Source organism: Solidesulfovibrio carbinoliphilus subsp. oakridgensis (assembly GCF_000177215.2).
Taxonomy (GTDB): domain Bacteria; phylum Desulfobacterota; class Desulfovibrionia; order Desulfovibrionales; family Desulfovibrionaceae; genus Solidesulfovibrio; species Solidesulfovibrio carbinoliphilus.
Map to the genome: position 1 here is coordinate 24,655 of NZ_CM001368.1, position 20,218 is coordinate 44,872.

General features: G+C 66.2%; 14 protein-coding genes and 1 tRNA gene. 7 read left to right on the forward strand and 8 right to left on the reverse strand.

All coding sequences use genetic code 11. The features are described 5' to 3' along the window. Positions 1 to 12: 12 nt before the first annotated feature. The 6 genes from DFW101_RS00115 to DFW101_RS00140 all read right to left on the reverse strand — a co-directional run bounded on the left by DFW101_RS00115 (position 13) and on the right by DFW101_RS00140 (position 10,465). On the reverse strand, positions 13 to 2,520 hold the full coding sequence (locus DFW101_RS00115) for a xanthine dehydrogenase family protein molybdopterin-binding subunit (RefSeq protein WP_009179499.1): 2,508 nt from the start codon (positions 2,518 to 2,520) through the stop codon (positions 13 to 15). A 5-nt stretch (positions 2,521 to 2,525) separates the two neighbouring features. Further along, a complete protein-coding gene (locus DFW101_RS00120; protein WP_009179500.1) occupies positions 2,526 to 3,152 on the reverse strand; it encodes a (2Fe-2S)-binding protein in 627 nt (208 codons plus the stop codon). A gap of 218 nt (positions 3,153 to 3,370) precedes the next feature. Beyond that, complete coding sequence (locus DFW101_RS00125; RefSeq protein WP_009179501.1) at positions 3,371 to 6,793, reverse strand: trifunctional glycoside hydrolase family 18/polysaccharide deacetylase/glycosyltransferase family 2 protein; 3,423 nt, start codon at positions 6,791 to 6,793, stop codon at positions 3,371 to 3,373. Between the two features lie 215 nt (positions 6,794 to 7,008). Further along, positions 7,009 to 8,136 carry a PQQ-dependent sugar dehydrogenase gene (locus tag DFW101_RS00130; protein ID WP_009179502.1) on the reverse strand — a complete coding sequence of 376 codons (1,128 nt, stop codon included), beginning with the start codon at positions 8,134 to 8,136 and terminating at the stop codon, positions 7,009 to 7,011. A 191-nt stretch (positions 8,137 to 8,327) separates the two neighbouring features. After that, positions 8,328 to 10,211 carry a hypothetical protein gene (locus DFW101_RS19350; RefSeq protein WP_157137604.1) on the reverse strand — a complete coding sequence of 628 codons (1,884 nt, stop codon included), beginning with the start codon at positions 10,209 to 10,211 and terminating at the stop codon, positions 8,328 to 8,330. 177 nt (positions 10,212 to 10,388) lie between these two features. Then, positions 10,389 to 10,465: transfer RNA gene (locus tag DFW101_RS00140), tRNA-Arg, on the reverse strand. 181 nt (positions 10,466 to 10,646) lie between these two features. Between DFW101_RS00140 and DFW101_RS00145 the strand changes: the two genes are divergently transcribed. Then, positions 10,647 to 11,882 carry an ISL3 family transposase gene (locus DFW101_RS00145; protein ID WP_009179504.1) on the forward strand — a complete coding sequence of 412 codons (1,236 nt, stop codon included), beginning with the start codon at positions 10,647 to 10,649 and terminating at the stop codon, positions 11,880 to 11,882. Between the two features lie 92 nt (positions 11,883 to 11,974). On the opposite strand, the gene DFW101_RS00150 is transcribed toward DFW101_RS00145, so the two are convergent. Continuing rightward, positions 11,975 to 12,583 (reverse strand): peptidylprolyl isomerase, encoded by a 609-nt coding sequence (locus DFW101_RS00150; protein WP_009179505.1) that lies wholly within the window; start codon positions 12,581 to 12,583, stop codon positions 11,975 to 11,977. Positions 12,584 to 12,733: 150 nt separating this feature from the next. Here DFW101_RS00150 and DFW101_RS00155 point away from each other — a divergent pair, with 150 nt between their 5' ends. The 5 genes from DFW101_RS00155 (at position 12,734) to DFW101_RS00175 (ending at position 17,975) form a co-directional block, all read left to right on the forward strand. Beyond that, the gene (locus tag DFW101_RS00155; RefSeq protein WP_009179506.1) at positions 12,734 to 13,123 is read left to right on the forward strand and encodes a 4Fe-4S dicluster domain-containing protein; all 390 of its coding nucleotides are present in this window, start codon (positions 12,734 to 12,736) and stop codon (positions 13,121 to 13,123) included. Continuing rightward, positions 13,120 to 14,265 (forward strand): 2-oxoacid:acceptor oxidoreductase subunit alpha, encoded by a 1,146-nt coding sequence (locus DFW101_RS00160; protein ID WP_009179507.1) that lies wholly within the window; start codon positions 13,120 to 13,122, stop codon positions 14,263 to 14,265. The genes DFW101_RS00155 and DFW101_RS00160 overlap by 4 nt, the downstream gene beginning before the upstream one ends. Position 14,266: 1 nt before the next feature. Then, entirely contained in the window at positions 14,267 to 15,103 is an 837-nt protein-coding gene (locus DFW101_RS00165) for a 2-oxoacid:ferredoxin oxidoreductase subunit beta (RefSeq protein WP_009179508.1), read from the forward strand. Continuing rightward, entirely contained in the window at positions 15,100 to 15,744 is a 645-nt protein-coding gene (locus DFW101_RS00170; RefSeq protein WP_009179509.1) for a 2-oxoacid:acceptor oxidoreductase family protein, read from the forward strand. The genes DFW101_RS00165 and DFW101_RS00170 overlap by 4 nt, the downstream gene beginning before the upstream one ends. Positions 15,745 to 15,860: 116 nt before the next feature. After that, entirely contained in the window at positions 15,861 to 17,975 is a 2,115-nt protein-coding gene (locus tag DFW101_RS00175; RefSeq protein ID WP_009179510.1) for an ATP-grasp domain-containing protein, read from the forward strand. A 93-nt stretch (positions 17,976 to 18,068) separates the two neighbouring features. Here the strand turns inward: DFW101_RS00175 and DFW101_RS00180 are convergent, their stop codons facing one another. Further along, a complete protein-coding gene (locus DFW101_RS00180) occupies positions 18,069 to 18,401 on the reverse strand; it encodes a hypothetical protein (RefSeq protein ID WP_009179511.1) in 333 nt (110 codons plus the stop codon). Between the two features lie 173 nt (positions 18,402 to 18,574). Here DFW101_RS00180 and DFW101_RS00185 point away from each other — a divergent pair, with 173 nt between their 5' ends. After that, positions 18,575 to 20,212: a PAS domain-containing sensor histidine kinase gene (locus tag DFW101_RS00185; RefSeq protein ID WP_009179512.1), complete on the forward strand. Its 1,638-nt coding sequence runs from the start codon at positions 18,575 to 18,577 to the stop codon at positions 20,210 to 20,212. The last annotated feature ends 6 nt before the right edge of the window (positions 20,213 to 20,218 follow it).

Here is a 20,218-nt window from a genome sequence, read left to right on the forward strand (position 1 = left end):
CCCGGCGCGGGGTTAAAACGTGGTCGCGAGCCGGTTGTCCGGGCTGGCCAGGGAATCGAGCGAAGCCAGCACCATGTCGGCCGTGACCGGGGCCCGGCGAAACCGGTCGTCGCCCAGGGCGTCGGACAGGGCGTTTAAGATGGCGGCGCAGCCGGCGCTGGTCGGCGGTTCGCCGACCCCCCGGGCCCCGATCGGGGTCTCGGGGTCGGGAATGCCAAGGGCCTCCCAGGCCATGCGTTTGGGCACATCGAGAATGGTCGGGGGCTTGGTGTGGTAGAACCGCTTGGCCAGGGGCAGGCCGTAGTGCCGGTCGTAGGCCCATTTCTGGCCGATGGCGTGGCCGATGCCGAGCATGGACCGGCCGAGGATCTGGCCGCCCAGGGCCCGGGGGTGGACCACCGTGCCGACGTCGGCCACCACCAGGTAGTCGAGGATGGCGTACATGCCGGTTTCGACGTCCACCTCGACCTCGGCGAAGCTGGCCACATAGGAAAAGCTCTGGCCGTCGCGGGGGAAGGTGTCCTTGGCCACGGCCACGAGCCCTTGCCCGGCCAGGGTCGCCAGGGAGGCCTTGGTCAGCTTGTGGACGTTTTCCGGGGCCTCGTGGCCGTCGTAGGCCCCGCCGAGGGCGATGGCCTGCCGGGCGGCCTCGGCAAAGGTCATGGCCACCCCGCCGGACGTGCGGACCACGTTGCCGCCGGCCACGTCGTAGTCCTCGGGCTCGCCGCCGTGGGTCCTGGCCGCGATCTCCCGGAGCTTGCGTTTGGCGTCGAGGGCGGCGGCCAGGGCGGCCCGGCTCATGGCGTGGACGGTCTGGCTGCCGCCGGAGACGCAGCTCCAGCCGAGGTTTTTCCCGGTGTCGCCCCAGACGATCTCGCACCGGTCCCACGGGAGGCCAAGCGCGTCGGCCGCCACCCGCTGCACGTCGGAAAAAGACGCCGTGCCGAGGTTGCCGACCCCGGTGTGGAAGCGGGCCCTGCCTTCGGGCGTGATGACGAAAAGGCCGTCAAAGCCGACCGTGCCGGCCACGAAACAGCCGAGCGACACGCCGATGCCGCGCCGTTTGGGGCCGGCCTGGCCGTCGCTTCGGGCCAGGCGGCCCTGCCAGTCGAAAAGGGCCGCGCCCCGGTCCAGGGCCTGCCGGACAAAGGCGCTGGTGGCGTGGGGCCGGTCGCCACCGGTGGGGGATACGCCGACCGGGGCCTTGCCTTCGGGGGCGTTTATGCGCCGCACGGCCACCTGGTCGAGGCCGAGCTTCCGCGCCGCCTTGGCCAGGACCGGCTCCATGAGGGTGATGCCTTGCAAGCCGCCGGGCGCGGTCTGGGCGGCCCTGGTCGGGGTGTTGGTCAGGATGGCCAGCCCCCGCCAACGCATGGCCGCCGGCTGGTAAAGAAGCGAGACGATGCGCCCGGAGGCCGAGGCGTCGTTATTTTGCTCGTAGGGGCCGTTGTCCTGGAGGACGAACATGTCGCAGGCCAGGATGCGGCCGTCTTTTCCAAAGCCGACCTTCATGCGGCCAAGGAGCCCCGGCCGGGCCCGGCCGACGAAGTGCTCGTCCTCGCGACTGAGGCGCATCATGACCGGGGCCCCGGCCTTTCGGGCCAAAAGCGCCGGAATGATGACCGGGATCGAGGCCGTGATCTTGCCGCCAAAGCCGCCACCCGTGTATTCGCTGATGAAAACGATCTTCTCGACGTCGACCCCGAGCCAGCGCGAGATGGCCGGCACGGTCTGGATGGTGCTCTGGGTGCCGGTGTGGATGAAGACCTTGCCGTTTTGCCAATAGGCCAGGGCCGAGCGGGGCTCCAGGGTCTGGTGGCTGACGTTTGGGGTGGCAAAGGATTCGTCGAGGACGAGGGCCGCGTCCTTGAACCCGGCCGCGAGGTCGCCGTAGGACCACTCGTCGGCCGCCTGGCCCAGGGGCAGCCGGCCTTCCTGCAGTTCCTCGAAAGCGGCCGCGCTCCATTTGAGCTCGCGCACTTCGAGCGGCGGTGGTCCGTTCGTGTCGCCGGGCTTTGCCGGCGGGCGCATCCAGACGTTGCCGTCGGTCCGGGCATTGGGGCCGCCGGGGCGCAGGCTGTCCAGGGGATCGATGACAAAGGGCAGGGGCGAAAACTCGATGTCCAGGGCCTCGATGGCGGCGGCGGCCGCCTGCTCGTCCACCGCGGCCACGGCCAGGACCGGGTCGCCCTGGAAGACCGGCTCCATGGTGAGGGCCTTTTCCCCCCACGGGCTGGCGTGGATGACGGCCCCGGTGTCGGTCACGAGGTCGGCCGGCGGCGGCAGGTCGTCGGCCGTGAGGATGGCCCGGACCCCGGGGATGGCCCGGGCCGCGTCGAGGTTCAGGCGCGTGACCCTGGCATGGGGCATGGGGCTCAAAAGGAGCTTGGCCACCAGCATGCCGTCCACGCGGAAGTCCTCGGCGTATCGGGCCTGCCCGGTCAGTTTGGCCCGCTGGTCCGGGGTGGTGTAGTTCTGGCCGACGAGGACGGGCGTGAAGGAAACCTGTTCATTGGCCATGGCGGCTACCCCCTCCTCATATACTCGGCCCCGCGCAGGAGGCCGGTCAGGATCTTGTCATAGTCCTGGCAGCGGCAGAGGTTGCCGGAAACGCCGCGGGCCAGTTCCTCCCGGCTGGGATCGGGATGGGTTTGCAGGTAGCCGAGGGTGGCCATCAGAAACCCGGGGGCGCAGTAGCCGCACTGGAAGCCCTGTTCGTCGAGGACCCCCTGCTGGAGGGGGTGGAGCCTGCCGTCCGGGGCGGCCAGACCCTCGATGGTGACGATTTTTTTGTCCCTGACCGAGTGGGTGAGAACCGAGCAGGAATACTGGGGCACGCCGTCGACGAGCACGGTGCAGGCCCCGCATTCGGCCCGGTCGCAGCCGATCTTGAGCCCGGTCAGGCCGAGCTTGTTGCGCAGGGTCTGGGCCAGGGTCTCCTGGGGCAGGACGTCCACCGGCCGCTTCTGGCCGTTGACGGAGAGGGTGAGCAGGCGTTCGACCCCGGCCGGTCCGGCCTTCCCGCCGGCCAGGGCCAGGCCCGGGATCAGGTGGCCGGCGGCCGAGACGGCCCCGGCCGCGATCACGCTTTTGATGAATTGCCGCCGGGTCAGGCCCTGGCGCGGCGTGGCGTTGTCCGTGGCATCCGTCATCGCGGGCACCTCGCAAGCCTTGGCGAAGCGGGCGTTGCCCTTGGCGCAAGGCGTTTTCCCCCCGCCCTGGCCGATGGTCCGCGAAAGCGGCGGAAAGCGGGAGGGGCCGCGCCCCTCATACCACGAACCGGGGGCGCGGTCACGATTCTCGCTTTTTACGTGCAATCGAGACGAACGGGTAGCCCGATCCTCCAAACTTTTTGCCTGATCCTGGCTTTTTATTCCGCCAGCCGGCGGGAATCGACCGTGGCCTTGCGCTCGAGCTTGGACCAGCCCATCTCCCGGCCGCGCAGCGAGGCCAAAAGCGTGCGCAGGGCCACCACGTACATGAGCTGGCGGTAGAAAAACCGTTGGGGCACCAGCCAGGCCAGAAGCCGTTTGTCCTCTCCGCGCTCCAGGAGAAAGGCGACCAGCCCGGCCAGGATGTCCGCGGCCATGAAGAGGGCATAGTAGAAAAGGACCCGGAATAAGGCGTCCGGGTCCCAGGTGGCCGGGTGCCACAGCCACAGGACCCAGGACTTGAGGCAGGTGTAGGCCAGCCACAGGTCCATGACGGGCGAGATGATCTGAAAAAAGATCTGGTAGAGCCAGATGTTGGGCAGTCCGAAAAAGCCGAGCAGGCCGTAGCGGGGGCGAAAAAGCGCGTCCTTGTGCTTCCAGGCCACTTGCAGGGTGCCGAACATCCAGCGGAATCGCTGGCGCAGGAACCCGCGCATGGTGTCCGGGGCCTCGGTCAGGGCCACGGCCCGGTCCTCGTAGGCGACGGTGTGGCCCATGCGCTGGATGCGGATGGTCAGGTCCGCGTCCTCGGCCAGGGTCTCGCCGGAAAACCCGCCCGCCGCCTCGACCACCTCCCGGCGCCAGGCCCCGACGGCCCCGGGCACCACGGTCACGCTGTCAAGGACGGTCAGGGCCCGGCGGTCCAGGTTCTGGCTGGTGACGTATTCGAGGGCCTGGCACCGGGTCAGGAAGTTGATGCGGTTGCCGACCTTGGCGTTGCCGGCCACGGCCCCGACCTTGGGATCACGAAACCAGTCGGCCAGGCGCAGGATGGTGTCCCGGGCGAAGACCGTGTCGGCGTCGAGGGTCACCACGATGTCGGCCCTGGTCAGGGCGATGCCGTGGTTGAGCGCCGCCGGCTTGCCGCCATTGGGCTTGGTCACGATGGTGACGAGCTTTTCCCCGGCAAGGGCCTCGCAAAGCACCCGGTAGGTGGCGTCGGTCGAGCCGTCGTCCACCACGATGATCTCGAAGGTGGCCGGGTGCTGGCAGGCGAGCAGCGACTGCACGGTCTGGAGCACGACCTTTTCCTCGTTGTAGGCCGGGACCACCACCGCCACCGACAGGTCCGGGGCCGGGCCGGAAACCGGCCGCCGCCGGCCCCGGACCTTTTCGAAGACCGCCAGGACCGCCAGGATCAAAAGCCGGCCGAGGCCAAGGATGGTACCGGTGACAAACAGGTACTGGAGCCCGGCCGACCAGGCGAAAAGGAGAAAGAACCCGACCCGGTTGCCAAGGGCCACCAGCGGGTTCTCGCCCCGGACCTCGGGCATGATGGTATCCCGGGTCTGGCCGAGAAGCTCGGACACCGTGGCGAACCGGTAGCCCTTTTCCCGCAAGGTTTCGATGATCCTGGGCAGGGCGGCCAAGGTCTGGGACCGGTCGCCGCCCGAGTCGTGGAGCAGGACCACGTTGCCCTCGCCGGTCTCGGCCTGGCGCACGGCCTCCTCCACGATGGCGTCCACGCCCGGCTGCTTCCAGTCCGAGGGATCGATGCGCATGCCGACAAAGACGTAGCCCTGCTTGCCGAGGATCTCCAGGGGCCGGACCTGGTCCTGGGTTTCCGGTTCGCTGTCCTCGCCGTAGGGCGAGCGGAAAAGGTGGGTCTGGCGGCCGAGCACGCTTTCGAGGAGGCGCTGGGTGGCCGAGACTTCGAGGTTCAGCTGGGTGGCCGAGACGTCGGCGATGTTGGGGTGGGTGTAGGTGTGGTTGCCGATGTCGTGGCCCTCGGCATAGGTGCGCCGCAGCAACTCCGGATTTTTTTCCCCGTTGCCGCCGATGATGAAGAAGGTGGCCTTGACGTCCTGCTCTTTGAGGATGTCGAGGACCCGGGGGGTGAACTTCGGGTCCGGGCCGTCGTCGAAAGTCAGGGCCACGGTTTTGGGCGTAAACCCGTGGCGCTCGATGACGTAGGGCGAGGGATAGACCTCGAAGTTCTCGCCGGACACCAGTCCGGTCTTGTCGTTGAAGGCCACGGTCCGGCGGCCGACGCGCGGCGTCTGGGCGATGCGCAGGATCTCGCCCTGGCCCTCGTAGTCCAGGTCGTAGTCGAACCGGATCTCCGCGAGCCGCTTGGCGGTTTCGGCCCCAAGCCGCCAGTCCACGCCGAAAAAGGTCCAGATGGACGGGTCCTCGCCGCCGAGCCGCCACAGGGCGAAGCCGGCCGGCATGAGCGGCATGGCCGAGACCATGCCGTTTAAGACCGTGGTCGCGTCCATGAGCCAGACGTCGTGGGTGACGTCCTTTTCGTCCTGGTAGTCGAAATGGGGATTGAGCGACACGGGATCGAGGGTGATTGCGGCCTCGGATTCCTTGGCCGTGAGGATCGCCTCCTCGAACGTCGCCTCTTCGGCCGGTTTCCCTTTGGGCCAGTCGTAGGCGTAGCTGCCAAGGGCCACCACCAGCTTTTGGGCCGGGATTTCGGCCGCCCGGGCGCGCAGGGCCTTGAGGTACCAGGGCAGGCTGGCGATGGGGCCGGCTTTGCCCGCGGCCCAGTGCTCGTCGTAGGCCATGACGATCACCTGGTCGACCTGCGCGGCAATGGCCTTGTAGGGAAAGGCCGGGTCCTCGGCCGGGACGTTGATCGACACGGCCAGGCCCTTGGCATGGAAGGCGGCCGCAAGCTCGGTGACGAACCGCAGGAAGTTTTTCTGGCCGGCCGGCGGAATGTCCTCGAAATCGAGGCTCAGGCCCGCAAAGCCGTTTTTCTCCACATAGTCGAGCAGGGCGGCCACGACCCGGGCCCGGGCGTCGTTTTTGGCCGCCATGCGGGCCACCTGGTCGCCGTGCCAGGCCATGTCCGTAAAGTTGTTGACCAGCGGCATGACCGGCAGGCCGGGCCGTCGGTCGCGGATGAAGGCCAGGGCTTCCCGGGTCTTGTCCGGGCTGTCCTCGCGGATGGTGCCGTCGCCGTCGGTCAGGTGCAGCCATTCGGGCACCAGGATATCGAGGTTGTCGATGTTTTTTTTGAGCGAACTGAGGCTGGCGTCGTCCCAGTTGACGAAAAAGCCGATGGCCTTGGTGGCGTAGGGCTGCTGGGGCTGGGCCTTGGGCGTGGCCCGGGAGGCGTGCTTGGCGGCCTTGATCTCCTTGGCCAGGACGCGCTTGAGCTTGGCCAGCCAGGCGTCGGTGGCGGCCGGCGTTTCCTTGGGCAGGGGCGGGCTGGTGTGGTTGGGGTGGGGCAGGAACCGGGCCGAGGGCAGGGACAGGGATTCCAGGGCCGGATTGACCAGGACGCTGGCCACGAGCACGACCAGCACGGCGGAGACGAGGGCCGCGGCGACCAGGGCCCCGGCCTTGACCCTGGGCCAGCGTTTGTTCTGGGGATCGAAAAAGACCGGACGTTTTGGGGGAAGGGACACGGTTCTCTCGCCGGGTTGGAAGTGGCTGGGGGGGCACGGTGCGCCAGGAGGGGGAGCGGGTCAAATGACAATTTCGAAGTGTCCCGGCGCAAGGGGGTGAAAAGGGGAAAAAGCCCGGCGGCAGGCGCGCCCGCCGCAGAGCGCGGCCGGAACCGTGGCGTCCTTTCCCCGGCGCCCTTTCCCCGGCCGGGCGGGGCAGAACCTCCCGGGCCCGCCTACTCGTAGGTGATCCGGTAGAGCAGGCCGGCCCGGTCGTCGCTGACGAGGAGCGCCCCGTCCGGCATGACCAGCACGTCGACGGGCCGGCCCCAGGCGGACCGGCCCTTGAGCCAGCCCGTGGCAAAGGGCTCGACGCGGGCCGTGCCGTCCGGGGCGAGGGTGGCCGTGGACACCTGGTAGCCGACCGGGGAGGAGCGGTTCCAGGAGCCGTGCTCGGCGAGGAAGATGCGGTTGCGGTATTCCCTGGGAAACATGGCGCCGGTGTAGAACTTCATGCCGAGGGCCGCGCTGTGGGCCTGGATGTGGGCGGCGTTTTTGGCGTAGCGCGAGCAGTCGGCTCCCTGGCCGTACTCCGGATCGGGCGTGCCGGCGTTGCAGAAAGGGAAGCCGAAGTCGAGGCCGGGCGCGGGGGCGCGGTTCAGGCTGTCCGGCGGCACGTCGTCGCCGAGCCGGTCCCGGCCGTTTTCCGTGAACCACAGCTCCCGGGTCTCGGGGTGCCAGTCGAAACCCACGGTGTTGCGGATGCCCCGGGCGAAGACCTCTTGTCCGCCCGTGGCCGCGTCGAGGCGCAGGATGGCGGCGTAGGGGTCCTTTCGCGGACAGATGTTGCAGGGCGCGCCGACCGGCACATAGAGCCGGCCGTCCGGACCGAAGGCGATGTATTTCCAGCCGTGGTGCCGGTCGCTCGGCAGCCGCACGGGCACGGATTCCGGCTTGGGCGGATTGTCGAGCCGCGATTCGATGTCGCGCAAGCGGTAGATCTTGTCCAGGGCGGCCACGTACAGGTCGCCGTCCTTGAAAGCTACGCCGTTGGGTTCGGTCAGGCCCGAGGCGATGACGCGCACGGTGCGGTGGGCCGGGTCCGGTCCGGACACGGCGTAGACCTTACCCTCGTCCCGGGTGCCGACAAAGACCGTGCCCTTGGCCCCACGGGCCATGGAACGGGCCCCGGGCACCGGGGCGTAGACCTCGATGGCGAACCCGGGCGGCAACCTGATGGAGGCGAGATCGGGCCTGGCGCAATAGGCCGGCCCGAACCCGGCCAGCATGGCGCAGCAAAGGGCCAGGGCGGCCAGGGACCACGGCCCCGGACGTGCGGCGGTTCTCGTTTGGCGGTACGGCATCGGCGAACTCCTTGGTCGGAATTTTGCCGCGACCCTACCAGAGCGCCGGCCGCGTGCAAAGACGGGCCGACGCTTTTGGGGGAAAAAGGGAATTCTGGCCGGGTCGGCGGCCACCGTAAAAGCCGTTTAGCCGCACCCGCCGGAGCGCCGGCCCGGCCACCGGGCCGGTGGTGACAGGGGCGAGCCGGATATTACCGATATTTTCCCGCTTGCCCGGTGATTCGATCCGCGCCGGACGCGTTTTTTCTTTTATACAGCATCACGCTGAAGCCACTGGCTTCAACCGATTGGACCAAATCGTATTTGGCTCGGATGAAATCCGCCAGCGGTATCCCGTAGTCGTCGAAAAAGGAATTCACGCCGTAGACGATCACCTGGGTACTGATGCAGGCGATCCAGTCCGGCGGCGTCTTCTCGTAGGCCGCCACAATGGTATCGCCGCCAAACGTCGTCCATTCCGGGGGCATCAGGTTGATATAGGGTGTGGGGTTGGGCAGTTTCGTCAGAAAATTGAACATGGCTCCTTCTGGCAGCACCGCCAGGGTCTGGTTTGGCTTTTTGTGTTGCTGCAAGGTGTCCACAAGCTGTTGCGCGGCTATGGCCTGCCCGTCCCAAAAGACGGTTTCCTGGTCGGCATGGATGCTCCGGCTGTAACTGGCCAGACGCAAATTGGTCATTTGGACCCTGGGATAAACGATAATGGCGATCATCGCCATCCCACCGATGATCGCAGCCCGTCGGGCCACAAGGTCGTTTCTAAAAAGAAGCGGCAGGTAGTGGATGCAAAAGATGCAATAGAGAAAAAGGGCCGGGGCGAGCAGGAAATTTCCGTAATGGAAAAAACGCGCAAAAAAAAGGATTTTTAAAAGCAGGATAAGTGAAAAGAGGCTAAGGATAAAAAGGAGTATGAAATTTTTGTTTTTCTGAGAACGGTTGTCATGATTTATGATGATTACAAATAGAAAAATACATGTTCCAGTAACAAGAAACGGCCAAGCATTGGTCCACCAGATGGCGTATAGGCACTGCCGTGAATAATTCAAAAATGTTGCCAGAAAGAGTGCCATGGAAAGAATAAAAGTGTAACAAAGCCACTGGTTGTTCTTGGAAAATATCTTTCCGATCTGACCACAAAACAGAATGACGATGGCTATGCCGGCATTGACTACTCCGGAAAAGAGGATGGCCTTGAGGTTTTGCGGCAGATCCGCAGTGCCCATGACATGCCGGTAAAAGATATTGCCGGTGATCCGCCGATCGAGGACCATTCTCCACATCCGCGTCATGTCCGATAACGCGTCCCATGGCGTTTGGCGGATGGAGAGCAAGGCAAGGGCTGCTCCGAATATCAGAAGGGCGCCGGCTGAAAACAAGGAAAATTGCATGACGTATGTCCTGGCGCCGGGCTGTGTACGGCAGAGGGACAATCCTAGACCGACGGCGGAGCAGGCAGTCACCGCGAGGGCGATTTCCGGCTTTGTCAGGAGCGCTGCTCCGGCACACAACCCAAGGAGGAACGAAACACGGTTGGAAGGATTGTCTAGGTGCCGTGCGACCAAGAAGAGGGAAACAAACCCGATGAGCAAGCCATGCGTGATTTCATGGGAATAGGGCGCGATGAAAGAGAATATGGCGGTTTGGTAATCAGCGCTGAAAACCGACAACAAGAAAAACAAGAGAATGGAAAACGTGGCCACAAGCCCGTCGGAAAGACGGGAAACAAGGCGCCAGGCAAAATATGAAAAGAGAAGCGCAATGCAGATATTGATGACCTGAAGTGTTGCAATAGATTGTCGAAAAATATTCAGGAGAAGTGCATTGAGATGCGGAGAAAGTGGGCCGTTGATGTGTGCAACATCCCTGTATAATATTTTCCCTTTGAGAATCTGCCAAGGAATATATAGTTCTCTGCCGAAATCGACGTTGATGCTTCCCCATCGCCCGAAGTAATGACTAAGGTAATAATAGAAAGTATAAACTATGCAGATGCTTAGAAATGCTATAAGATAAAAATGGAATGTAAATTCCTTGTGTGGACGTGGTGCCGCTTGTGTCCGCCGTTCTTGTCTTCTCATGAGGGCATGTTTCCTTCTCGAACTTTTTGACGGGTGCTGGCAAGCAGTTTCGGCGCAAACGGCCCCGCAATCAAGAACCAGCCGTTCCTTCCTCGAACGGTGGAACGGATGGCCAAGATCAGGGATGGCAAACGCAAAAAGGGGTCAGGCCTTTTGGACCTAACCCCTTGGAAGTATTGGTGCGCCCGGCAGGATTCGAACCTGCGACCTACGGATTCGTAGTCCGGCACTCTATCCAGCTGAGCTACGGGCGCACGCGAGAAGAGGACATCTACGCACCTTGCCCGGGAGCGTCAACAACTTTCTGCGGAAACTTCGAATTTTCTGACCGGACAGCCGCCGGCACCGGGAAATCGGCCCCGGCGCCAACGGAAAGGTCCTTCCGACTTTTCCGTGGGTAGGTGACCGGATATGGTCCGCCCCGGGAGGGTGACCATGAAGGACACGGACCTGTATTCTCGGATTCTGGGGCTGAGTGACCCGTGGTTTGTTGCCGACGTCGAGTTGGACACGGCGGGAGGCCGGGTGGACGTCCATGTTGATCATGTTGCCGGTGTCCGCTGGCGCTGTCCGACCTGTGGTCGCGAACTGGCTTGTCGGGATCATGCCGAGCCTCGGGTATGGCGTCACCTCGACACCTGCCAGTTCAAGACCTTCCTTCATGCCCGGATTCCGCGCGTCGAGTGCCCCGAGCACGGCGTGCTTCAGGTGAGAGTGCCTTGGGCCGAGGCTAAAGGGCGTTTTACCTTGCTCATGGAGCGCTTGATCATCGATGTGTTGCGCGAGTGCGCCACCGTGTCCGGCACCTGCCGGCTCATGCGGATCAGCTGGGATGAGGCCTGGAACGTCATGGATCGAGCCGTCCGGCGAGGGCAAACCAGGAAGAAGACCACCCCCGCACGCTATCTTGGTATCGATGAGAAGGCCTTCCGCAAAGGTCACGACTACATGACCGTGGTCTGCGACCTGCTTGGCGGAACAGTGGAGTTTGTGGCCCAGGATCGCAAGACCGAGAGCCTCGAGGACTATTACCGGCAGTTCACGGCGCAGCAACTCGAGCGCATCCGGGCCGTGGCCATGGACATGTGGGAACCGTACTTCAAGGCCACGATCAAGCACGTGCCCGATGCGGCGCACAAGATCGTCCATGACCGCTTTCACATCATGCAGCACGTGGGCCAGGCCGTGGACAAGGTCCGCCGGCAGGAACATCGCGAACTGCTCCGCCAGGAAGACGAACGCCTCAAGGGCACCAAGTACATCTGGCTTTACCGGGAAGAGAATCTGCCGGACAAGCACCGACCGACCTTGGAAGCCCTGAAGGCCACGAACCTGAAGGTGGCCAAGGCCTGGGCGATGAAAGAAAGCCTGGCCGGATTGTGGAACTACCTCAGCGTCGGCTGGGCAAAGCGGTTCATGAAACGCTGGCTGACCTGGGTGAGGAAGTCAGACTTGCCCCCGATGCGCAAGGTCGGGGAGATGCTCTCTCGGCATCTGGACAACATCCTGACCTTTTGCCGGCATCGGATCACCAACGGCGCGGCCGAGGGACTCAACAGCAAGATCATGGCCATCAAGCGCAGGGCGTGCGGGTACCGCAATCGGGAGCACTTCAAGACCGCTATCTACTTCTTCTGCGGCGGCCTGGACCTCTATCCTAGACAGGCCTGAACCCGGGTACCCACGGAAAATCCGGAAGGACCAACGGAAAAGGCCGCCCCGGTTGTCCCGGGACGGCCTTTTCAAGCCGGGCAGCGGAAAAACTACTCGCTGACCACTTCGGCCTTTTCGATCACCACCGGCACGACCGGGACGTTCTCGTGAAAGCCCTTGGTCATGGTCGGCACGGCCTTGATGGCGTCCACGACGTCCTGGCCGGAGGTCACCTTGCCGAACACGGCATAGCCCCAGCCCTGCGGGTTCTTGCCGGTGTGGTCCAGGAAGCCGTTGTCGGCCACGTTGATGAAAAACTGGGCCGTGGCCGAATGCGGATCCCCGGTGCGGGCCATGGCCAGGGTGTAGGCCTTGTTTTTCAGGCCGTTGTCGGCTTCGTTCTGGATCGGGGCCTCGGTGGACCGCTCCTTCATGGCCTTGTCCATGCCGCCGCCCTGGATCATGAAGCCGTTTATCACCCGGTGGAAGACCGTGCCGTCGTAGTGGCCGGCCTTGACGTACTTGAGGAAGTTCTCAACCGTCACCGGAGCCTTTTCCTTGTCCAGTTCGATTACGATGTCGCCTTTGCTGGTCGTCAGTTTGACCATGGGTTTTCCTCCCTCGGCCCGGGCGGCGGTCACGCCTCCCAGGGTTGCGGCCAGAACGCAGCACAGCGCGACAAGCGCCCGCAGACAGAACATCCGGCCTTTTGCCACCATAACGTCAACCTCCGAAAAAAAGTTTTATCGCCCTATGGGAATTTTTCAATTTCGTCGAGCGGAAAATTAAGACAGCCGCGCGCATTGCCACTTTTCGACGAACACGGCACAGTCCGGTCCAATCGTTGATCCTCTTTCCGGGATGGTGCCATGACCGAGTCGAAAACAGGTCGAAACCGCGTCATCGTCTACCCCGACTGGTGCAAAGGCTGCGGCATCTGCGTGGCATTCTGCCCGAAACAGGTACTCGCGCTCGGGTCCGATGGCAAGGCCCGGGTCGTTGCCGAAGAGGCTTGCATCAACTGCGGCTTTTGCGAACCCCACTGCCCGGACTTCGCCGTCATGGTCGTGCCGCCAAACGGCAACGGCCGGTGCGGTCCCAAGTCCGTCGAGGCGGCCGAACCGCCCTCCAAGCCGCCGCCCGAGTTCCCCTCGGAGGCCGCGCCCGAAGCCGCGCCCCCTCCCGCGTCCGAAACCGCACCCGAACCGTCCCCCCGGCCGGGCGGGACCCCTAACGGCGACAAGGAGGGCAGGCCGTGACCCAGCAGGTCCGCAAGAAACGGCGCGAGGCCTTTCTGCTCGGCAACGAGGCCGTGGTCGAGGGGGCGCTGGCCGCCGGCTGCACCTTCTACGCCGGCTATCCCATCACCCCGTCCACGGAAATCATGGAAACCATGGCCCGCCGCCTGCCGGCGGTGCCGGATGGCGTCTTTTTGCAGATGGAAGACGAGATCGCCTCCATGGGCGCGGTCATCGGCGGGTCCCTGGCCGGCCGCAAGGCCATGACCGCCACCTCGGGCCCGGGCTTTTCGCTCATGCAGGAGCAGATCGGCTACGCCGCCATGACCGAGACGCCGCTTGTGGTGGTTGACGTCATGCGCGGCGGGGCCAGCACGGGGCTCCCGACCAGCCCCGGCCAGGGCGACGTGCAGCAGGCCCGGTGGGGGGCCCACGGCGACCACCCGATCATCGTCCTGTCGGCCGCCGACGTGCCGGAGTGCCTGGAGATGACGGTGGCGGCCTTCAACTTTGCGGAGAAATACCGCACTCCGGTCATCCTGCTTCTGGACGAGATCACGGCCCACACCCGGGAGAAGATCGAGCTGCCGGAACCGGGCGATTTCGAGATCTTTTCCCGCCTGGTCCCGACCATGCCGCCCGAGTGGTACAAGCCCTACGAGGAGACGCTTCGCGGCGTGCCGCCCATGCCGCCCCTCGGCACGGGCTACCGGTTCCACGTCACGGGCCTGACCCACGATCCCCTCGGGTTTCCGACCGCCCGGCCCGAGGAGGTCCGGGCCCTGGTCGAGCGGCAGTTTCGCAAGATCGACCGGTTTTTCCACGACATCCAGCTCGTGGACGCCGTGGACACCGACGACGCCGAGGTCCTGGTCATCGCCTACGGCTGCGTGGCCCGCTCGGCCCGGCTCGCCGTGAAGCAGGCCCGGGAGGCCGGGGTCCGGGCCGGACTCTTGGTGCTCAAGACCCTCTATCCCTTTCCCCGGACCCACGTGGAAAAGCTCATGCGGACCTGCCGGCTGGTGGTGGTGCCGGAACTGAACGTCGGCCAGATCTCCCGCGAGGTCAAACGGGTCAACGAGGGCCTGACCACCGTGCGCACCATAAACCGCATCGACGGCCAGATCATCACTCCGTCGCAAATTCTCAAGGAGATCGCGTGACATGGCCGAAGTCACCCAGCTCATCCACCAGTACCTGCGCCACAACAAGAAATTCCCCCTGGTCTTCTGCCCGGGCTGCGGCCACGGCATTGTGCTCGGGTCGCTGGTTCGAAGCGTCCACGCCCTGGGGCTTTCCAAGGACGACGTGGTCATTGTGGCCGGCATCGGCTGCTCCGGCCGCATCGCCGCCTACGTGGACTTCAACACCGTCCACGCCACCCACGGCCGGGCACTCACCATCGCCACGGGCATCAAGATGGCAAGCCCCCATCTGACCGTCATCGCGGTCATGGGCGACGGGGACGCCTTTTCCATCGGCGGCAACCATCTGATCCACGCCGCCCGGCGCAACATCGGCGTGACGGCGCTTGTGCTCAACAATTTCATCTACGGCATGACCGGCGGCCAGTGCTCCTCGACCACGCCCGAGGGGGCCTGGTCCCACACCAGTCCGCAAGGCCAGCTGGAGAGCGCCTTTGACATCGTGGAACTGACCAAAGCGGCCGGGGCCAGTGGCGTGGCCAGGGGTACGGTCTACCACGTCAAGGCCCTCGATGCGCTCATCGCCGCGGCCATAAGCCAGCCGGGCTTCAATCTGGTCGAGGCCCTTTCCCCGTGCTTCACCCAGTACGGCCGGGGCAACGGGTTCAAAAGCCCGGTGGAGATGTTCAAGTGGCTCAAAGACCGGGCCGTGCCGCGCGAAGCCTACGAGAAGCTCGAAAACAAGGACGGCAGGATTCCCCTTGGCGTGTTCGTCAAACGCGACGCCCCCGGCCTTGAGACCCGCTACGCCGCCATGTGCGGCCGGCTGCGGGAGAAAAAGGGAGGTGCCGCGTGAACGGCGAGGATCTGACGCTTTCCCGCTACGAGATCCGGCTCTCGGGCCTGGGCGGCCAGGGGATCCTGACCATGGGCAAGCTGCTTGGCCAGGCCCTGGCCCTTTACCACGGCTACTACGTCACCCAGACCCAGAGCTACGGTCCCGAAGCCCGGGGCGGGGCCAGCCGGTCGGACCTGGTGGTCAGCTCCGAGCCCATCAGCTACCCCAAGACCGAATACCTGGACCTGCTCGTCGCCCTGTCCCAGGAGGCGGTCGGCATCTACTACCATTACTTGAAACCCCGGGGCACGCTGCTGATCGACACCGGGCTGGTCAAACAGACCCCGTCCAACGTCTTTCTGGGCCTCCCCTTCACGGACCTGGCCCGGGACACGGTGGGCGTGCCCCAGGCCACCAATGTGGTGGCCCTTGGCGCGGTGGCCTATTTGCTCCCGTTTGCCCGGCCCGACGCCATGCGCAAAAGCCTCAAGGCGACGCTGCCGGAAAAGATCCGGGCCGCCAATTTGCGAGCCTTCAACCTCGGCTACCAGGAGGCGCGCAAAAAGCTCGGCCAGCCCATCGCCGTGCCCGGAACGGGCGGCGAAAACGGCCAGGACGAGGAGCGCATGGACCTGACCGACATCATGGCCGAAGACTGAAGCCGCCTGGCAACCCCTGGATTTTTCCCACGGAAACAGGATAGGAAGGCCGGGAGAAGCCGGGGCGGCGGCCGGGGCGAACCGGCCGGCCGCCCAATTCCAAGGAGTGACCGGCCATGCTCTTGACAGAACACGCCGGCAAGGCCCTTTTCGCCGAGGCCGGCATCGAGACGCCCCCGGGACTGGCCCTCGGTCCGGGCGAGGCGGCCGGGTTCGTGCCGCCCTTTGCCGCGCCCTGGTACTTGAAGGCCCAGACCCTTTCCGGCGGCCGGGGCAAGGCCGGCGGGGTGGTCCGGCTGGACGATCCGGCCGGGCTCGAAGCCGCGGCCGAAGGGTTGTTCGGCCTCTCGCTTGGCGGCCAGACGCCGCCTTTTTTGCGCCTGGAGCCGGTGGTGCCCTTTGACCGGGCCGTCTACCTGTCCCTGGGCGTCTCCCGGGAGCGCAAGGCCCTGTGCCTGACCGTGGCCCGGCAGGGCGGGGTGGACGTGGAAGGGCTGGCCGGCTCCGAGGAGCTGCTCGTCCTCGACGTGCCGCCGCCCTTTGCCCTGACCCCGAGGCTCGGCCGGGCCGCCTTTTTCCACCTGGGCCTGGAGCCGGAGCGGTTCGAGGCCTTTTTTACCCTGCTCTCCCGGCTTTTCGCGGCCGTCGACGCCTACGGTCTGCTCCTGGCCGAGATCAACCCCCTGGCCGTGACTCCGGACGGCCGGTTCGTGGCCCTGGACGCCAAGGTGGTGGTCGACGACCACGCCGTCTGCGTCACCCCGGCCCTGGCCCGGTTCGGGGACGACCGCTTCGCCACCCCGTCGGAGCGGCGGGCCGTGGCCCACAAGCTGTCTTTCGTGAGCCTGGCCGGCCGGGTGGGGCTGGTGGCCAACGGCGCCGGCCTGGCCATGGCCACCATGGACGCCCTGGACACGGCCGGGCTTTCGGCCGCCAATTTCCTGGATTTCGGCGGCGCGGCCGACGCCCCGCGCCTCACGGCCGCCTTTGACCTGATCTTTGCCGACCCGAACGTCACGGCCTGCTGCGTCAATATGTACGGCGGCATCCTGTCGTGTCTCGACGTGGCCGAGGCCCTGGCCGTGACCCTGGCCGACGCGCCGCCGCCACGGCCGGTGGTGGTGCGCTTTGCCGGCAACGGGGCGACTGCCGGGGCGGCCCGCCTGCGCCGGCTCGGGCTGCCGTCGTTGCTGGTCGCCGGGGACATGGACGAGGCCATGGCCCTGCTCTCGGAAATCGTTCCGGTCGGCCCCAGGCGGCCGCTTTCCATCCCCCTGGCCGAGGCCTGCCGGGACCGGCCGGCCGTTGCGCCGACAGACGCGGGGATGGCCCGCCGGACCACGCCTTCCCTGCCTTCGCTTCTCGACCTCGACCAAACGTCCGGCGTGCTGGTCCAGGGCCTGACCGGCCGGGCCGGCCGGCTCCACGCCCGGCGGATGGTGGCCGGGGGCACCAACGTGGCCTGCGGGGTGACGCCGTTTCGGGGCGGTACGGCCGTGGACGGGATTCCGGTCTACGGCACCGTGGCCCAGGCGGTTCGCCACCACGACATCGCCCTGTCCGTCCTCTTCGTGCCCGCGCCCGGGGCGGCCGACGCCGTCCTGGAGGCGGCCGAGGCCGGCATCCGGCGGATCGTGTGCATCACCGACGGCGTGCCCCAGAAGGACATGCTGGCCGTGCGCACGGCCCTGGCCGGCCAGGGCACGCTGCTCCTTGGCCCCAACACGCCGGGCCTTTGCCTGCCGGGCCGGATGCAGGCCGGCATCATGCCCGGGGAGCCGTTTTCGCCCGGCCCGGTGGCGGTCTTTTCCCGCAGCGGCACCCTGGCCTACGAGGTCTGCTCACGGCTTACCGCCGCCGGCATCGGCCAGGCCGTGGTGGCCGGCATCGGCGGCGATCCGTTCGGCGGGGCGGGATTCGTGGAACTGTGCGAAATGGTGCGCCATGACGAGCGGGTGCGGGCCGTCATGGTCGTCGGCGAGGTCGGCGGCTACGCCGAGGAGGATTTGGCCGCCCACGTGGCCGCGACCGGCTATCCCAAGCCGGTGGCCGCCTTCGTGGCCGGGCTGACGGCCCCGCCGGGGCGCACCCTCGGCCATGCCGGGGCCCTTCTCGACCGGCCGGGCGGCATCACGGAAAAGCTGGCCTGCCTGGCCCGGGCCGGCATTGCCGTGTGTCCGGAACTCGGCGACGTGGCCGGCGTCATGGCCGGGGCGCTCTGCGGCGCGTAGGGGAACTTTGGACTCGGCGGCATCGTCTGGCGGGCCGGCCGGCTTTCCTGGCCGGCCCGGTGGGGGAACGTCGGAAAGGGGAAGCGGGGCTGGCTAGTTTCCCGGGGCCGGAGCCTGCCCGGTCTTGGCGTCCTTTTTCTCCCGCTGGGGCTTGACGTAACCCTTGTACTTGTCCTCGATCTTGGACTTGTCCTTGGCGAACTCGGTCGCGTCCTTGGCGTGCTCCCGGTCCACCCAGGCCCGGTAGCGGGCTTCGGCCGCATCGGTCTTGACGGTGGAGGGCCGGGCCTTGGCCGGGGCGGGGGCGGCTTCGGGAGCGCCATCCCCGGCGGCTGCCGGCTGGGGGGCCGGTCCGGCCGCCGTGGCCGCCAGCGGGGAAGCGAGCAGAAGCGCCGCAACCACGATCGAAAGCAGGACCTTTTCCATGAGGACTCCCTGGCGGCCGGACGGGCCGCGAAAACGTCGGGCTGGAACTAACCATATTTTGCCTGCCCCGGCAATGGCGGGCACCCCCCGATTCCTTCCTGTGCGGTCCCTGTGGCCGGGAGCATGGGAGCGACCCCCTGGTCAAAAAGCCGGCGCTGCCGTATGCCGGGCCTATGACGGACACGCCACCCCTCTGGGACGACCCGGCTTTTGCCGGGGCCATGATGGACGCTTCCCCGGACCTTTTTTTCTTCAAGGACGCCTCCGGCGTCTACCGGTACGCCAACACGGCCTTTTGCCGCCTGTTCGGGCTCTCCCGGGAAGCCGTTGTCGGCCACACCGACGCGGACCTCTTTCCCCCCGAAAACGCCGAACGCCATACCCGGGCCGACCGGTCGGTGCTGGCCGGCGGCCGGTCCGACTCCTTTGAATACGAGGTGGCCCGAAACGGCCGGACGGTCTGGCTGCAGGTGCTCAAAACCCCGGTTGCGGATGCGTCCGGGCAGGCGGCCGGCCTTTTTTGCACCGCCCGCAACATCACCGGGCACAAGCAGCGGGAAGCCCAGGCCCGGCTCACCCGCAACGAACTGGAAAAGGACGTCAGCGAACAGGCCGAGGACCTGCGCCAGGCCAACCAGGAGTTGCGCCGCCAGATCGAGGAGCGGCACAAGGCCGAACAGGCCCTGGAACAATCCCTGCGGACCGTCAACCTGATTCTGGAAAACAGCCCCATCGGCATCGCCTTCGTTTCCGAACGCGTGGTGCAACGGGCCAACCCCCGTTTCCACGAGCTGTTCGCCCGGCCCGGCGGCTCCATCCTCGGCCTTTCCACCGCGGCCTTCTATCCCGACCGGGAGGCCTTCGAGGCGTTCGGCCGGGAGTTCTATCCGATTCTCGGCCGGGGCGAGCGGGTGGACACGGTGCGGGTCATGCGCCGGGCCGACGGCACGGATTTCTGGTGCCGCATCATCGGCCAGGTCCTTTTTCCGGACCGGCCCCAGGCCGGCTCCATCTGGCTCATGGAGGACGTGACCGACAGGCGGCTGGCCGAGGAGGCGACGCTGGCCGCCGAACGCCTCAAGCGCGAGTTCATGGACAACATGTCCCACGAGATCCGCACGCCCCTAAACGGCATCCTCGGCATGGCCGAACTGCTCCAGGCCGCCGCCCTGCCTCCCGAGCAGCGCGGGCAGGTGGAAACCTTGCAGGAGGCCGCCCACATCCTGATGGACCTCCTTGAGAGCATCCTCGATTTCTCGCGCCTGGATTCCGGCGACACGGAGACCCGGCGCACGCCGTTCAGTCTCAACAACATCATCCAGGGGGCCGTCAATTCCTTCGGCTCCGCGGCCCTCAAAAAGGGCCTGTCCCTGCGCTGGCAGATCAGCCCGCAGGCCCCGGACACGGTGGTCGGGGACGGCGGCGGCCTGCGCCAGGTGCTGGCCGCGCTTATAAGCAACGCCATCAAGTTCACGAACGAGGGAATGGTGGAAGTGGTGGTGGGCCTTGGCCCGTTGGGCGAGGTGTCCGCCGGCCGGACCGGGGAGGGGGATTCGCCGGTGCTGCTGACGGTTGCCGTGGGGGACACGGGCATCGGCCTGGCCCCGGACCAGCTCGAAACCATTTTCGAGCCGTTTCGGCAGGCCGACGGCAGCATGACCCGCCGTTTCGGCGGCGCGGGCCTGGGGCTCGCCATCGCCCGCAAGCTGGCCGCCGCCATGGGCGGCACCCTCGAGGTCCGCAGCGAACCGGGCAAGGGGAGCGTGTTTTGCTTCACCGCCCCCTTCGACCTCCTGCCCGCCACGGCCTGAGCAGGG

Excerpts from the sequence above, each read along its gene's own strand:
- DFW101_RS00180 (WP_009179511.1), bottom strand. The coding sequence starts at position 18,401 with ATGGAAAAGGTCCTGCTTTCGATCGTGGTTGCGGCGCTTCTGCTCGCT.
- DFW101_RS00145 (WP_009179504.1), top strand. The coding sequence starts at position 10,647 with ATGAAGGACACGGACCTGTATTCTCGGATTCTGGGGCTGAGTGACCCG.
- DFW101_RS19350 (WP_157137604.1), bottom strand. The coding sequence starts at position 10,211 with ATGAGAAGACAAGAACGGCGGACACAAGCGGCACCACGTCCACACAAG.
- DFW101_RS00165 (WP_009179508.1), top strand. The coding sequence starts at position 14,267 with ATGGCCGAAGTCACCCAGCTCATCCACCAGTACCTGCGCCACAACAAG.
- DFW101_RS00130 (WP_009179502.1), bottom strand. The coding sequence starts at position 8,136 with ATGCCGTACCGCCAAACGAGAACCGCCGCACGTCCGGGGCCGTGGTCC.
- DFW101_RS00150 (WP_009179505.1), bottom strand. The coding sequence starts at position 12,583 with ATGGTGGCAAAAGGCCGGATGTTCTGTCTGCGGGCGCTTGTCGCGCTG.
- DFW101_RS00115 (WP_009179499.1), bottom strand. The coding sequence starts at position 2,520 with ATGGCCAATGAACAGGTTTCCTTCACGCCCGTCCTCGTCGGCCAGAAC.
- DFW101_RS00175 (WP_009179510.1), top strand. The coding sequence starts at position 15,861 with ATGCTCTTGACAGAACACGCCGGCAAGGCCCTTTTCGCCGAGGCCGGC.
- DFW101_RS00185 (WP_009179512.1), top strand. The coding sequence starts at position 18,575 with ATGACGGACACGCCACCCCTCTGGGACGACCCGGCTTTTGCCGGGGCC.
- DFW101_RS00120 (WP_009179500.1), bottom strand. The coding sequence starts at position 3,152 with ATGACGGATGCCACGGACAACGCCACGCCGCGCCAGGGCCTGACCCGG.
- DFW101_RS00155 (WP_009179506.1), top strand. The coding sequence starts at position 12,734 with ATGACCGAGTCGAAAACAGGTCGAAACCGCGTCATCGTCTACCCCGAC.